Here is a 13,783-nt window from a genome sequence, read left to right on the forward strand (position 1 = left end):
ACTGATTAAAAAGGAGTGTAGCGGCTATACGCGTCACCCTTCAAGTTGACTCTGCGCGGGCTGTGCTGATTCACCCCTGTCATGCACTGATGTTGCCGCCTTAGTGCAACGCGCATCAGTTTGTCATACGCGCGTGCGGAGGCGGCTTAAAGGATAAAAAATGTTTCCTGCTCGACGGCTAAACAGACCGCGCGCGTCAGGCGCGTAAGCTGCTGCGGGCTCACCAGATACGGCGGCATCAGATAAATCAGACGGCCAAACGGACGAATCCACACCCCTTGTTCGACGAAGAAACGCTGTAGCAGCGCCATGTTCACCGGATAACGCGTTTCGATGACGCCAATCGCGCCCAGCACGCGTACGTCGGCGACCTGCGGTGAATCTGCTGCCGGAGCCAGTTCGCGCTTGAGCTGCTGTTCAATGGCGGCGACCTGCGCTTGCCATTCACCGCTCTCAAGGATCGCGAGACTTTCCGCCGCCACGGCGCAGGCCAGCGGATTGCCCATAAACGTCGGGCCGTGCATGAAGCAACCCGCTTCGCCATTGCTGATGGTCTCTGCGACGTCACGCGTGGTGATGGCCGCAGACAGGGTCATGGTGCCGCCAGTCAGCGCTTTACCTAAGCACAGAATATCGGCGCTGATGTTCGCGTGTTCGCAGGCAAACAGCTTGCCGGTGCGGCCAAAGCCGGTGGCAATCTCATCGGCAATCAGCAAAATGCCTTCGCGGTCGCACATCTTGCGGATCCGCTTCAACCATTCGGGATGATACATACGCATCCCGCCCGCACCCTGCACGACGGGTTCCAGTATGACCGCAGCAATCTCGGAACGATGCGCCGCCATCAGGCGCGCAAACGCCACCATGTCGTACTCATCAAACTCACCGTCAAAGCGGCTTTGCGGCGCCGGGGCAAACAGGTTTTCCGGCAGATAGCCTTTCCATAGGCTGTGCATCGAGTTATCTGGGTCGCACACCGACATCGCACCGAAGGTATCGCCGTGGTAACCGTTGCGGAAGGTGAGAAAACGCTGACGTGGCTCGCCTTTGGCCTGCCAGTACTGTAAGGCCATCTTCATCGCCACTTCCACCGCCACTGAACCGGAATCGGCGAGGAAAACGCACTCCAGCGGTTCCGGGGTCATGGCAACAAGTTTACGGCACAGCGCCACGGCAGAAGGGTGGGTTATCCCGCCAAACATCACGTGCGACATCTGGTCAATCTGCGCTTTCATCGCCGCGTTCAGGCGCGGGTGATTGTAGCCGTGAATGGTCGCCCACCACGACGACATTCCGTCAACCAGACGCTCGCCGCTCGCCAGCTGCAGCTCGCAGCCTGCGGCGGAGACAATCGGGTAAACCGGCAGCGGTGCGGTCATTGAAGTATAGGGATGCCAGATGTGGCGTTGATCGAAGGCGAGATCGTCCGTTGTCATAATCGACTTGTAAACCATTTTGAAAAGTTTTAGGTTTACGAGTATAAACCGATCCGAAAATTAACAAAACCCCCGGAGAAGCCAATGGCTCACCCTTTACGCTGGACAATGTCGCAGGTTACCGCTCTTTTCGATAAACCACTGCTGGATTTACTGTTTGAAGCGCAGCAGGTTCACCGTCAGCATTTTGATCCTCAGCAGGTGCAGGTGAGCACGCTGCTGTCGATTAAAACCGGCGCTTGTCCGGAAGATTGCAAATACTGCCCGCAAAGCTCGCGCTACAAAACTGGGCTGGAGAGCGAGCGTCTGATGGAAGTGGAACAGGTGCTGGAGTCGGCTCGCAAAGCGAAGTTGGCAGGATCCACCCGTTTTTGCATGGGCGCGGCGTGGAAAAACCCGCACGAGCGCGATATGCCGTACCTTGAACAGATGGTGCAGGGCGTGAAAGAAATGGGGCTGGAAGCCTGTATGACGCTGGGTACATTGTCCGATAGTCAGGCGGGGCGCCTGGCGTCGGCGGGCCTGGATTACTACAACCATAACCTCGATACCTCGCCGGAATTTTACGGCAATATCATCACCACCCGCAGCTATCAAGAACGTCTCGACACGCTCGACAAAGTGCGTGAAGCCGGGATTAAAGTTTGCTCTGGCGGTATCGTCGGCTTGGGCGAAACGGTGACCGACCGTGCCGGTCTGTTGTTACAGTTGGCTAATTTGCCAACGCCGCCGGAGAGCGTGCCGATTAACATGCTGGTGAAGGTGAAAGGCACTCCACTTGCGGATAACGAAGATGTCGATGCATTTGATTTTATTCGCACAATTGCGGTAGCGCGCATCATGATGCCAACGTCCCACGTGCGCCTTTCTGCGGGCCGTGAGCAGATGAATGAGCAGACTCAGGCGATGTGCTTCATGGCCGGGGCCAACTCGATTTTCTACGGTTGCAAACTGCTGACCACGCCGAACCCGGAAGAGGACAAGGATCTGCAGTTGTTCCGCAAACTGGGGCTCAACCCGCAGCAGACGATGGTCACTGCCGGCGATAACGAACAGCAGCAGCGTCTGGAACAGGCGTTGATGACGCCGGATACCGAGGAATATTACAACGCGGCGGCGGTATGAGCTGGCAGCAGCGAATTGAACAGGCCATCGCCGAGCGCCGCCAGGCCCAGGCATTTCGCCAGCGTCAGCCGCTAACGCAGGGTGCGGGACGCTGGCTGGTCCGTGGCGATCGCCGTTATCTGAATTTTTCCAGTAACGATTATCTGGGCTTAAGCCAGCATCCACTGGTGATTCAGGCCTGGCAGCAGGGCGCCGAGCGCTACGGCGTAGGCTCCGGCGGTTCAGGTCACGTTACCGGCTATCATCAGGCTCACCAGCAGCTGGAAGAACAGTTGGCCGGCTGGCTGGGTTATGACCGTGCGTTGCTGTTTATCTCCGGATTCGCCGCCAATCAGGCGGTGATTGCCGCACTGGCCGGGCGGGAAGACCGTATCGTGGCCGATCGCCTCAGCCATGCTTCACTGTTGGAAGCGGCGGCCATGAGCCCCGCACAGCTCAGGCGCTTTCAGCACAACGACAGCCAGCATCTCGCTCGCTTGCTGGCTGCGCCCGTTGAGGGGCAGCAACTGGTGGTGACGGAAGGGGTCTTCAGTATGGATGGCGACCGCGCGCCGCTGGCCGACATTGCCCGCGCCACGCGAGAGGCCAACGGTTGGCTGATGGTTGATGATGCGCACGGTATTGGCGTTGACGGTGATAACGGGCGCGGTAGCTGTCAGCAGCAGGGTATTCACCCGGAGCTGCTGATTGTCACTTTTGGCAAAGCCTTTGGTCTCAGTGGCGCAGCGGTATTGTGCAGCAACGCGGTGGCAGACTACTTCCTGCAGTTTGCCCGCCATTTGATTTACAGCACCGCCATGCCGCCGGCTCAGGCGGTGGCGCTGCAGGCGGCGCTGGCGGTTATCCGTAGCGATGAAGGTCAGCAGCGTCGTGAAACGCTGGCGCAGCACGTGGCAGAATTTCGCCGCAGCGCCAGCGGGCTGTCCTACCCCTTGTCTGACTCGCTTAGTGCCATTCAACCGCTCGTGGTGGGGGATAATCAGCACACGCTAGCGTTGGCAGAACGGCTGCGTGAGCAGGGCTGTTGGGTGACGGCAATCCGTCCACCGACGGTTCCCGCCGGTACCGCACGTCTGCGCCTGACGCTGACCGCTGCGCATGAACCGCAGGATATTACGCATCTGCTGGAGGTACTGCATGGCGAGCGTGGATAAACAGGCGGTCGCCGCGGCGTTTGGCCGTGCGGCGGCTCACTATCACCAGCACGATGCGCTGCAACGTTTGAGTGCGACGCATCTGCTGGCGCAGCTTCCGGCGCAGGCATTCCCACGAGTGCTCGATGCCGGATGCGGGCCGGGTAGCTACAGCCGCTACTGGCGCGAACGGGGTAGCCACGTCACCGCGCTGGATCTTTCAGGCGACATGTTGCAGCAGGCGCAACGCCAGGGGGCTGCGGACCGTTATGTTCATGCGGATATCGAGGATATTCCGCTGTCGGAAGGGGGCTTTGAACTGGTGTGGAGCAATCTGGCGGTGCAGTGGTGCAGTGATATCCACGTGGCGCTGGCTGGGCTTTATCGCCAGCTAAGTCCCGGTGGCACGCTGGCGTTTACTACGCTGACCGCGGGTTCACTGCCTGAACTTAATCAGGCCTGGCGTAGCATTGACAGCCATCCGCACGCCAACCGTTTTCTGCCTGAAAAGACGCTGCGCGACGCGCTGGCGGGCTTTCGCCATCAGGCGACGTCAACCTCTATCACTCTGCCATTTCCCGATGCGTTAAGCGCCATGCGTTCGCTGAAGGGGATTGGTGCGACCCATCTTCACGAGGGGCGCGCAAGCCTGCCATTAACACGCGGTAGGCTCCAGCAGCTCCAGTTGGCATGGCCGTCGCAGGCGGGTGAATGCCCGTTGACTTACCATCTTTTTACAGGAGTCATCACGCGTGATTGAACGCTACTATGTAACCGGTACCGATACCGAAGTAGGAAAAACCGTGGCCAGTACCGCGCTTTTGCAAGCCGCTGGCCTGTTGGGGCGTCGTACCGCGGGCTATAAGCCGGTGGCCTCCGGCAGCGAAATGACGGCAGAGGGATTGCGCAATAGCGATGCGTTGGCGCTGCAACGCAACAGCGTGGTGTCACTCGACTACGATGCGGTTAACCCTTACACCTTCGCAGAACCCACCTCACCGCATATCGTCAGCGCCGACGAGCAGCGACCGATTGAAGCCAGCGTGCTTTCGGCGGGTTTACGCGGGCTGGAAGCGCAGGCAGATTGGGTGCTGGTGGAAGGGGCGGGTGGCTGGTTTACGCCGCTGTCGCCGACGCTGACGCTGGCTGACTGGGTGAAGATGGAACAGCTGCCGGTGATTCTGGTGGTCGGGGTGAAGCTGGGCTGCATCAATCACGCGGTGCTAACTGCTCAGGCGGTGCAGCAGGCTGGACTGCGTCTGGCAGGCTGGATTGCCAATGATGTAACGCCACCGGGCCGCCGGCACGCTGAATACCTCAGCACGCTGCAGCGGATGCTACCGGCTCCGATGCTAGGTGAAATACCGTGGCTGGGCGATGCGGCAGAGAGCCAATCGCTAGGACAATATCTTTCGCTAAACGCCCTCTGATCCTTTTTGCGGGTTATCTTCATTCGGAAGCTCTAACCCGCAGAAAACGTAAAAGAATCGAACAAAATCACCTTAAAATGGCTACGCCTTTTCGCTGATAAATATCAAAATCAGCGGGAAAAAAAATTTTTGCCGTGGCTTTTGGCTCGTGTTGCGCAAATCGCCGGGTGGCGGGAGATACGGGCTAGAGGTAGTTATCCACTATTCCTGTGGATAACCCTGTGTATTAGGGTTAGAAAACTAGCGGTAAACGAGAGAACATGCGGCTTTCGCCTGAATTGGCGCGAAACGCGTCTTTTCCATGTTTCTTTTTATTATCAACAGGATAAATAAAAGCAATGGCGTCATAAAAAGTGCCGGGAATTGCCATAAAACTTTCATGACCTATATTGACAAATGTTAAAAGAGAAAATGTTCTGGGGATAACCATGTCCGGCTAGTGTTTTATCTGGTCCGAGGATAAATTTCAGCCGCTCTTGCTTGTTATCGCCACGCGTACACGAAATACGATAATGCACTACTGTTTTTATATCCAGTCTTTTTTATTGGCAAATCCGTAGGCGACGAGTAGAATTAATCTCCAGCCCGGCCATCAGTCATCAGGTAGCGTTGCCCATGAGTAAACCCTTTAAGTTGCATTCCGCGTTTAGTCCTTCAGGCGATCAGCCTGTTGCCATCTCACGTCTGAAAGAGGGGCTGGAAGACGGCCTGGCGCACCAGACGCTACTGGGCGTAACCGGATCGGGTAAAACCTTCACCGTGGCAAATGTGATTGCCGATCTCCAGCGGCCAACGATGGTGCTGGCGCCAAACAAAACGCTGGCAGCGCAGCTGTACGGCGAAATGAAAGCGTTCTTTCCGGAGAATGCGGTCGAGTATTTCGTCTCTTACTACGATTACTACCAGCCAGAAGCCTACGTGCCGAGTTCCGATACCTTTATCGAAAAAGACTCCGCCGTGAACGAACACATTGACCAGATGCGCCTGTCGGCGACCAAGGCGCTGCTTGAACGGCGTGACGTCATCGTCGTGGCATCGGTTTCGGCTATCTACGGCTTGGGTGATCCTGATCTGTACCTGAAAATGATGCTGCATCTGACGGTGGGCACCATTATCGACCAGCGCGCCATTTTGCGTCGTCTGGCGGATTTGCAGTACACCCGCAACGACCAAGCCTTCCAGCGTGGTACGTTCCGCGTGCGCGGCGAGGTTATCGACATCTTCCCGGCGGAATCGGATGACATTGCGCTGCGCGTGGAGTTGTTTGACGAAGAGGTCGAGCGGCTGTCGTTGTTTGACCCGCTGACCGGGCATATCGAATCGACGCTGCAGCGCTATACGGTCTACCCAAAAAGTCACTACGTGACGCCGCGCGAACGTATTGTCCAGGCGATGGAAGAGATTAAGGTTGAGCTGGCGGAAAGACGCAAAGTGCTGCTGGACAACAACAAGCTGCTGGAAGAACAGCGCCTCAGCCAGCGCACCCAGTTTGATCTCGAGATGATGAACGAACTTGGCTACTGCTCGGGCATTGAAAACTATTCGCGCTTTCTTTCCGGCCGAGGCCCGGGCGAACCGCCGCCGACGCTGTTTGACTACCTGCCGGCCGATGGACTGTTGGTCATCGACGAATCGCACGTCACCATCCCGCAAATTGGCGGCATGTATCGCGGAGACCGGGCGCGTAAAGAGACGCTGGTCGAGTACGGTTTCCGTCTGCCGTCGGCGTTGGATAACCGTCCTTTAAAATTTGAAGAGTTTGAAGCGCTCGCGCCGCAGACCATTTATGTGTCGGCGACACCGGGTAACTATGAGCTGGAGAAATCCGGCGGTGAAGTCATCGATCAGGTCGTGCGTCCAACCGGGCTGCTCGATCCGATTATTGAAGTCCGCCCAGTGGGGACTCAGGTTGATGATCTGCTGTCGGAAATTCGTAAACGTTCGGTGATTAACGAACGCGTACTGGTCACCACCCTGACCAAACGGATGGCGGAAGACCTGACCGATTATCTGGAAGAGCACGGCGAACGGGTTCGCTATCTGCACTCGGATATCGATACCGTCGAGCGTATGGAAATCATTCGCGACCTGCGCCTCGGTGAGTTTGATGTGTTGGTGGGCATCAACCTGCTGCGTGAAGGGCTGGATATGCCTGAAGTCTCGCTGGTGGCAATTCTCGACGCTGACAAAGAGGGCTTCCTGCGTTCTGAACGCTCGTTGATTCAGACCATTGGCCGCGCCGCGCGTAATATCAACGGTAAGGCGATTCTGTACGGCGATAAAATTACCGCCTCAATGGCGAAGGCCATTGGCGAGACCGAGCGTCGTCGTGAGAAACAGCAGCTCTACAACGAAGAGCATGGCATCGTGCCGCAGGGGCTGGTGAAAGACGTGGTCGATATTCTGTCGATGGGCGAAGGGCTGGCGAAGACCAAAGCGAAAGGTCGCGGCAAGTCGCGCGGCGCATCGTCCGTCGTCGAGCCTGATGTACAGGCACTGACGCCGAAAGCGTTGCAGCAGCAGATTCAGACGCTGGAAGCGCAGATGATGAAGCATGCGCAAAACCTGGAGTTCGAAGAGGCGGCACAGGCTCGCGACAGGCTGCATAAGCTGCGCGAACTGTTTATTGCAACGTCGTGATGGCATCCTTCGCCCGGCCGCTTTCGGCGCGTCGGGCGACTTTGATGTCACCCGTAGTTCAAGCGTGAGGCCAGCCTGGCGCAGTATCGGCGTGAATTGTGGCGAACATCACGCTGCGGGCTGAATCCTTAATGTTCACTTAATAAATTCTACTGATACTATCCCTAAAATTTCAGGGGGTAGCATCATGTCTCAGTTAAGTTTCCAACAGCTGTTCACCATGCTGGTTTCAGTCGCGATTGTCGCTGGATTTGCCTGCCATTGGTTGTTGACCTACTAACACCTCTTAGCGCTTGGGTGCCAGAAACTCTACCCAAGCCCGCGTGCCGGTTCCGGTATCGCGGTTTTGTAAGAAGAATGCGGCTTCATGCAACTGGGCTATACGCGTCACGATGCTGAGCCCGAGGCCAATCCCACCGTAGCGGCTGTCCATCCGGACGAACGCTTGACTCAGCTCACCGACTTTCGATTCATCAATCCCCGGTCCTTCGTCTTCGACAACCAGCATCGGGTGTGATGCGGTTTCCAGCGAGAGTGTGATCGTTGATGCTTGAGGGCTGTAGCGATGGGCGTTTTCCACCAGATTACGCACTAACAGTCGCAGCAAAGTGGCATCGCCGGAGACGGTCAGGGTTGAGGCGGATCCGCGAATAGCCAGCTTTTGCCCACGCGCACTCAGCATGGCTTCCAGTTCACCTGTTAGCGGCTCAACCACATCGCTGTAAAGATTAACCTGCTGATAGCTACCAGCGGAGAACGACTGTCCCACGCGCGCTAACAGTAGCAGCTGCGCAACGCTCTCGGTCATTTGATCGAGCCGTTGTACTAGCGCCGACAGATCCAGATGCTGCGTTTTTTCCAGTAGCTCCAGATGCAGCTTCAGCCCTGCCAGCGGCGTACGCAGTTCGTGGGCCACATCAGCGGTAAACAGGCGTTCGCGGTCCAGCGTTTGGGTTAAATTCTCAACCAACTGATTGATGGCCGTCGTGACTGCTTCGACTTCAACCGTGGAATGCTGCAAATAGATGGGCTGCAAATTTCCCGGCGTACGGGCATCGAGCTCTTTTTGCAGATCGGCCAGCGGGCGCGTAATACGCTTGACCGCCTGCAGGCATAAGTACAGCGCCAAACCGATAATCACCAGGCTTGGCACCAAAAGGCTGGCAATCGCCTCTCGCACTTCGTGGCGTATGTGTTTGGCATTGTTGTGATTGTTAATCAGCATTGCCACTTCCAGCTCAATCTGCTCTTTGCTCTCGTGCCAGAGCCAGAACACGCTGATAAGCTGGAACACCACCAAAATAACGCCAATGGCCAGCAGCAGCTGATGACGCATCGGCCATTTGCGAACGGAAAAGAGCGCCATGCTTTATTCCGCCTTTGCGGTTGTTGCTAACTGATAGCCGAAGCCGCGTACCGTGCGGATGCGGGCTTTACCGACCTTATCGCGCAGGTTATGGATATGCACTTCCAGCGTATTGGTTGCCGGTTCGTTATCCCAGTTATAGATATCGTTGTAGAGGATTTCGCGGTGCACCGGGCTGCCGGCTTTCAGCATCAAGCGCGAAAGCAGGGCGTATTCTTTTGGCGTCAATTCCAGCAGCTCTCCGTCCAGCCAAACCTGACGACGCGTGACGTTGAGGCGCAGATTTTCGACGGTGACTTCGTTGTCGCCCTGGTTCAGGTTGCGGCGAAGCAGGGCGCGAATACGGGCGTTGAGCTCTTCCAGCGCGAAGGGTTTTACCAGATAGTCATCTGCGCCGGTATCAAGACCGCTAACGCGATCTTCCAGGGTATCGCGGGCGGTGAGGATCAGTACCGGGACGCTGAGTTTTTGCTGGCGCATGCGGTTGAGAAAATGCAGCCCGTCTTCATCCGGCAGACCTAAATCCAGCACCACCAGACTGTAATGTCCGTTGGCCAGACTCAGCGCCGCCTGCTGTGCGGTGGCCACACCATCGCAGGCATACCCTTCACTCTGCATGGCCAGAATCAGTCCTTGTAATAGCAAGGTATCATCTTCAACGACTAAAATTTTCATCTACTGGCCTCTATTTACACGTGGCTAAGATATCATCCGTTGCCCGATATTCGCGGGTCTCTACGCCGGTCAGACCTAGCATTGTAGAGAACAGATTATCCTGCGAGTAGCTATTTTGTGTGGCGTGCTTTTGCAGGCAATCGTAATTAACGCCGTAGCGTTGTTGATAATCATTCGATAACCATAACAGCATTGGCACATGTTTTTGGGTTTCTGGCGCGATGGAATAGGGCAAGCCGTGCAAATAGACGCCATTTTCACCTAATGATTCACCGTGGTCGGAAAGGTAAACCAGGCTGGTGGTGAATTTATCCTGTTTAGACTGCAACAGCTTAATCGCTTTATCGACGATATAGTCGACGTACAAAATGGTATTGTCGTAGCTATTTTTCAGCTGCTCCTGGGAACAGGATTGAATTTCGCTGGTATCGCACGTTGGCGTATAGCGACGGAACGCCGGCGGATAGCGGTTATAATAAGTCGGGCCATGGCTACCGATGGTATGCAGCACAATCACGCCGTCACCCTGCATCGTATCAATGGTTTTTTCCAGATCATGGAACAGCACTTCATCGTAGCACTCGCCGTTAATACACTGGCCCGGCAGATTTAAAGCCGTCATATCCTGATGAGGCACCCGATCGCAGGCGCCTTTGCAGCCGCCGTCGTTATCGTTCCACAGCACCTGGATCCCGGCGCGTTGGATGATGTCCAGTAGCCCTTCCTGATGATGGGCCAGTGACTCGTTGTACGCATCACGCGGCATGTTTGAGAACATGCAGGGGACCGACACGGCGGTAGCAGTTCCGCAGGAGGCCGTTTTCGGGAAATAGACGACGTTATCTTTTGCCAGCAATGGGTTGGTCTGGCGATCGTAACCGCCCAGTGAGAAATCCGCCGCGCGTGAGGTTTCACCCAGCACCAAAATGGTCAGATTTTTCCGCGGACCGTTTTTCATGACCGCTTTTTGCGTGGCATCTTCACCAATTTTTACCAGCGGCAGATTGTCCATTTCATGATGAAAATACCAGGAGTTCACCGCCACAATACTGTTAGATGGATTTAGTGATTTGACCAGCTCTTTATTATTCCGAAACAGTGAGGCGTAATCTTTATAAAACAGTGCGGCAACCAGCAGAATCAGTGCCACCGAAATAACCAACGACCCCGCACGCATAATCGCACCGCGCCAACGACTGGCAGCCGGCTTAATTTTAATCCACCATGCCAGCGCGATGAACAGCAGGGCGGAAACGGCAAGCACAGCAATCATTTGTCCTGAAAGCAGGGCGTAGCTTTCGGCAGGCGTGGTGTCGAAAATATTGGTCACCATTGAGCGGTCAATAATGACGCCAAAGTTCATCATAAAATACTGGGCGCTGGCGCTAAGGAGAATAAAGATCGAGGCGAGCACCTTCTCCAGACGAATAATGGAGGCGAGCGTCAGTAATATCGCCATGACCGAGAACGCCACCACCGGCATACTCAGAAAGACCAACGCGTTATGCAGGCCATCAACGGGTAGCAGGGTAAATGCCTGACGATAAAAATCGATATTCAGCGGCAGCGCAATATAGAGCGCAAACAAAATGATATAGGTCAGCCGACTGACGGTAGGGCGGTAACGTAACAGGCAAAGCATAGCGTTGGACTCAGGAATGATAATGTACGCTATGCTGCCCGAGCTATTTTAAGACAACCTTAAGAAATTAAGGAAACTCAGCCGAAGGCCTGTAATGCTTCTTCTAGTGCTGCACGTAACAGCACGCGGTCGTGGCGGTAAGGAATATCTTCGGCTTCCAGCGGTTGTTGGATCACCACTTTACACTGCACGCGGCTGGCATCGACCTTCGGCCCCACCACAACGGCATCAATAACCGCTTTACCGATATAGTGCTCCAGCAGTGCAATGCGTTCTTCAATGCTGAGGTCGCCCGCGGAGCTGTGTTCGCGGCCCAGGTTATCGATATAGACCATTGGCGCCGGCGTACGGCGCAGCGCCTGGGCGATATCCGGCAGCAGCAGGATCGGCAGCAGACTGGTGTAGAAGCTGCCAGGGCCAATCAGAATCAAATCCGCGTCAGCGATCGCTTCTACCGCTTCCCGGGTTGCGGATACCTGCGGGGTTAACATGAGCTCACGCGGCGGCAGCTTAAGTTGGTCAATGTTCACCTCACCGTAAATTTCATGGCCCTCGCAGTCGATCGCCATTAAATCCACCGGCTGTTCGGACATTGGAATCAGTGATGCTTCAACTTTTAGCAGGTTTTTAATTAAATTGATGGCCTCTAAAGGCCGCACGCTCAGGTTATCCAGCGCCTTTAACATTAAATTTCCGAGGTTATGACCGGAAAGTTCTCCATTACCGCTAAAACGGTACTCAAACATCGTCGAGGCGACGCTGGGTTCGGTAATTAATTGGTTAAGGCAGTTGCGCATATCTCCCCAGGCAATACCGCCTTCGGAACGGCGAATACGTCCGGTAGAGCCGCCGTTGTCGGTGGTCGTGACGATGCCGGTTAGGCGCGAGCCGAGCGATGAAAGGGATGACATCACGCGTCCAAGGCCATGTCCGCCGCCTAGCGCGACGACGCGGTCAAGATCGGCAAAAGTACGATTGCGCATACAACTTCCTTATAGTGAAAAACGTGCTTACATTAGCCTAACTACCTCTAAAAGACGATGCTCTGTACCGGTCAAAATGACGTATATCAATGCAAAAGCGTGATTTTTACGTATTCTGTAGGGAAAGTGCACGATCAGGTCGTTATGTATGACTTTATACAGCGATTGCAGGAATGGCGAAACTGCTATTCTCGCGCTACTATTCGGCATAACCTGGTTCAGTACTGTTTCTACAATAGTCTGAACAACACACTCTAGCCTCTGCACCTAAGTTGAAAAATACGGTGCTTTGGCCGCGGCAGATAATCTGTCGCCAGGGCGAAGGAAGAAATGATCTCGCCTCCCGTATTTGGAAAGGTGTCTATGGCTTCACAACTCACTGATGCGTTTGCGCGCAGGTTTTTTTATCTGCGCCTGTCGATTACCGACGTATGCAACTTTCGCTGCACCTACTGTCTGCCTAACGGCTACCAGCCCAATGGGGTCACCAACAAAGGATTTCTGTCGCTGGACGAAATTCGCCGGGTGACGCGCGCCTTTTCGGCATTGGGTACGGAAAAAGTTCGTTTAACCGGCGGAGAGCCGTCGCTACGTCGTGACTTTACCGACGTGATTGCCGCAGTGAAAGAGAACGCCTCAATTCGCCAGATTGCCGTGACCACTAACGGTTATCGCATGGCGCGCGATGTTGCCGCCTGGCGCGAAGCCGGACTTACCGCGTTAAACGTCAGCGTTGACAGCCTCGACGCACGACAGTTTCACGCGATTACCGGTCAGGATAAGTTCCGTCAGGTGATGGATGGCATCGACGCCGCCTTTACCGCGGGCTTTGATAAAGTGAAGGTGAACACCGTGCTGATGCGCGATGTGAATCATCACCAGCTCGACACCTTTCTGGCGTGGATCAAACCGCGCCGCATTCAACTCCGCTTTATTGAACTGATGGAAACCGGCGACGGTAGCGAGCTGTTTCGCCAACACCATATCTCAGGCATGGTGCTCCGTGAACAACTGCTTCAGCGCGGCTGGATCCATCAAATCCGTCAGCGCAGCGACGGCCCGGCGCAGGTCTTTTGCCACCCCGACTACGAAGGGGAAATCGGCTTAATTATGCCGTATGAAAAAGACTTCTGCGCCAGCTGTAACCGTCTGCGCGTATCGTCCATTGGGAAACTGCATCTGTGCCTGTTTGGCGACGGTGGCGTTGACCTGCGCGAACTGCTGGCGGATGACGCCCAGCAGCAGGCGCTGGAAGAGCGCATTGCCGAAGCGCTCACGCATAAAAAACAGACCCACTTCCTGCATCAGGGCAATACCGGAATTACCCAGAATTTATCCTATATTGGTGGATGA

The 13,783-nt window shown here is 55.4% G+C and carries 12 protein-coding genes and 1 riboswitch; of the genes, 6 read left to right on the forward strand and 6 right to left on the reverse strand.

The window, feature by feature from the left end:
* Nucleotides 1–146: 146 nt before the first annotated feature.
* Complete coding sequence (bioA, locus tag KCR01S_RS10560) at nt 147–1,436, reverse strand: adenosylmethionine--8-amino-7-oxononanoate transaminase (protein ID WP_061282679.1); 1,290 nt, start codon at nt 1,434–1,436, stop codon at nt 147–149.
* Between the two features lie 84 nt (nt 1,437–1,520).
* Between bioA and bioB the strand changes: the two genes are divergently transcribed.
* The 4 genes from bioB to bioD are packed head-to-tail and all read left to right on the forward strand — an operon-like array spanning nt 1,521 to nt 5,124.
* Nucleotides 1,521–2,561, forward strand: a complete 1,041-nt coding sequence (bioB, locus tag KCR01S_RS10565) for a biotin synthase BioB (protein WP_061282681.1) — start codon at nt 1,521–1,523, stop codon at nt 2,559–2,561.
* Complete coding sequence (gene bioF, locus KCR01S_RS10570; RefSeq protein WP_061282683.1) at nt 2,558–3,715, forward strand: 8-amino-7-oxononanoate synthase; 1,158 nt, start codon at nt 2,558–2,560, stop codon at nt 3,713–3,715. Before bioB ends, bioF begins: the two co-directional genes overlap by 4 nt.
* Nucleotides 3,699–4,454, forward strand: a complete 756-nt coding sequence (gene bioC, locus KCR01S_RS10575; protein WP_061282684.1) for a malonyl-ACP O-methyltransferase BioC — start codon at nt 3,699–3,701, stop codon at nt 4,452–4,454. Before bioF ends, bioC begins: the two co-directional genes overlap by 17 nt.
* Nucleotides 4,447–5,124 (forward strand): dethiobiotin synthase, encoded by a 678-nt coding sequence (gene bioD / locus KCR01S_RS10580; protein WP_061282686.1) that lies wholly within the window; start codon nt 4,447–4,449, stop codon nt 5,122–5,124. The genes bioC and bioD overlap by 8 nt, the downstream gene beginning before the upstream one ends.
* Nucleotides 5,125–5,356: 232 nt before the next feature.
* On the opposite strand, the gene KCR01S_RS25135 is transcribed toward bioD, so the two are convergent.
* Nucleotides 5,357–5,494, reverse strand: coding sequence for a hypothetical protein (locus tag KCR01S_RS25135; RefSeq protein ID WP_156478757.1), 138 nt, complete (start codon nt 5,492–5,494; stop codon nt 5,357–5,359).
* Nucleotides 5,495–5,739: 245 nt separating this feature from the next.
* Between KCR01S_RS25135 and uvrB the strand changes: the two genes are divergently transcribed.
* Entirely contained in the window at nt 5,740–7,764 is a 2,025-nt protein-coding gene (gene uvrB, locus KCR01S_RS10585; RefSeq protein ID WP_061282688.1) for an excinuclease ABC subunit UvrB, read from the forward strand.
* 286 nt (nt 7,765–8,050) lie between these two features.
* Here the strand turns inward: uvrB and pmrB are convergent, their stop codons facing one another.
* From pmrB to yvcK, 4 genes are all read right to left on the reverse strand, one after another.
* Nucleotides 8,051–9,130: a two-component system sensor histidine kinase PmrB gene (gene pmrB, locus KCR01S_RS10590; protein WP_061282690.1), complete on the reverse strand. Its 1,080-nt coding sequence runs from the start codon at nt 9,128–9,130 to the stop codon at nt 8,051–8,053.
* A gap of 3 nt (nt 9,131–9,133) precedes the next feature.
* Nucleotides 9,134–9,805 carry a two-component system response regulator PmrA gene (pmrA, locus tag KCR01S_RS10595; RefSeq protein WP_061282692.1) on the reverse strand — a complete coding sequence of 224 codons (672 nt, stop codon included), beginning with the start codon at nt 9,803–9,805 and terminating at the stop codon, nt 9,134–9,136.
* Between the two features lie 10 nt (nt 9,806–9,815).
* Nucleotides 9,816–11,447 (reverse strand): phosphoethanolamine transferase EptA, encoded by a 1,632-nt coding sequence (eptA, locus tag KCR01S_RS10600; RefSeq protein ID WP_061282695.1) that lies wholly within the window; start codon nt 11,445–11,447, stop codon nt 9,816–9,818.
* Between the two features lie 77 nt (nt 11,448–11,524).
* Nucleotides 11,525–12,430: a uridine diphosphate-N-acetylglucosamine-binding protein YvcK gene (yvcK, locus tag KCR01S_RS10605; protein ID WP_061282697.1), complete on the reverse strand. Its 906-nt coding sequence runs from the start codon at nt 12,428–12,430 to the stop codon at nt 11,525–11,527.
* Nucleotides 12,431–12,668: 238 nt separating this feature from the next.
* Nucleotides 12,669–12,806: riboswitch (molybdenum cofactor riboswitch) on the forward strand.
* On the opposite strand from yvcK, the gene moaA reads away from it, so the two are divergent.
* Nucleotides 12,794–13,783: a GTP 3',8-cyclase MoaA gene (gene moaA, locus KCR01S_RS10610; RefSeq protein ID WP_061282698.1), complete on the forward strand. Its 990-nt coding sequence runs from the start codon at nt 12,794–12,796 to the stop codon at nt 13,781–13,783. (Overlaps the previous riboswitch by 13 nt.)

The sequence above is a fragment of the Kluyvera cryocrescens NBRC 102467 genome, from assembly GCF_001571285.1.
Taxonomy (GTDB): domain Bacteria; phylum Pseudomonadota; class Gammaproteobacteria; order Enterobacterales; family Enterobacteriaceae; genus Kluyvera; species Kluyvera cryocrescens.

What these genes read in the sequence shown, in the direction of transcription:
- yvcK (WP_061282697.1), bottom strand. Translation starts at nt 12,430, where the DNA reads ATGCGCAATCGTACTTTTGCCGATCTTGACCGCGTCGTCGCGCTAGGC.
- eptA (WP_061282695.1), bottom strand. Translation starts at nt 11,447, where the DNA reads ATGCTTTGCCTGTTACGTTACCGCCCTACCGTCAGTCGGCTGACCTAT.
- pmrA (WP_061282692.1), bottom strand. Translation starts at nt 9,805, where the DNA reads ATGAAAATTTTAGTCGTTGAAGATGATACCTTGCTATTACAAGGACTG.
- pmrB (WP_061282690.1), bottom strand. Translation starts at nt 9,130, where the DNA reads ATGGCGCTCTTTTCCGTTCGCAAATGGCCGATGCGTCATCAGCTGCTG.
- bioC (WP_061282684.1), top strand. Translation starts at nt 3,699, where the DNA reads ATGGCGAGCGTGGATAAACAGGCGGTCGCCGCGGCGTTTGGCCGTGCG.
- uvrB (WP_061282688.1), top strand. Translation starts at nt 5,740, where the DNA reads ATGAGTAAACCCTTTAAGTTGCATTCCGCGTTTAGTCCTTCAGGCGAT.
- bioB (WP_061282681.1), top strand. Translation starts at nt 1,521, where the DNA reads ATGGCTCACCCTTTACGCTGGACAATGTCGCAGGTTACCGCTCTTTTC.
- KCR01S_RS25135 (WP_156478757.1), bottom strand. Translation starts at nt 5,494, where the DNA reads ATGGCAATTCCCGGCACTTTTTATGACGCCATTGCTTTTATTTATCCT.
- moaA (WP_061282698.1), top strand. Translation starts at nt 12,794, where the DNA reads ATGGCTTCACAACTCACTGATGCGTTTGCGCGCAGGTTTTTTTATCTG.
- bioF (WP_061282683.1), top strand. Translation starts at nt 2,558, where the DNA reads ATGAGCTGGCAGCAGCGAATTGAACAGGCCATCGCCGAGCGCCGCCAG.
- bioA (WP_061282679.1), bottom strand. Translation starts at nt 1,436, where the DNA reads ATGACAACGGACGATCTCGCCTTCGATCAACGCCACATCTGGCATCCC.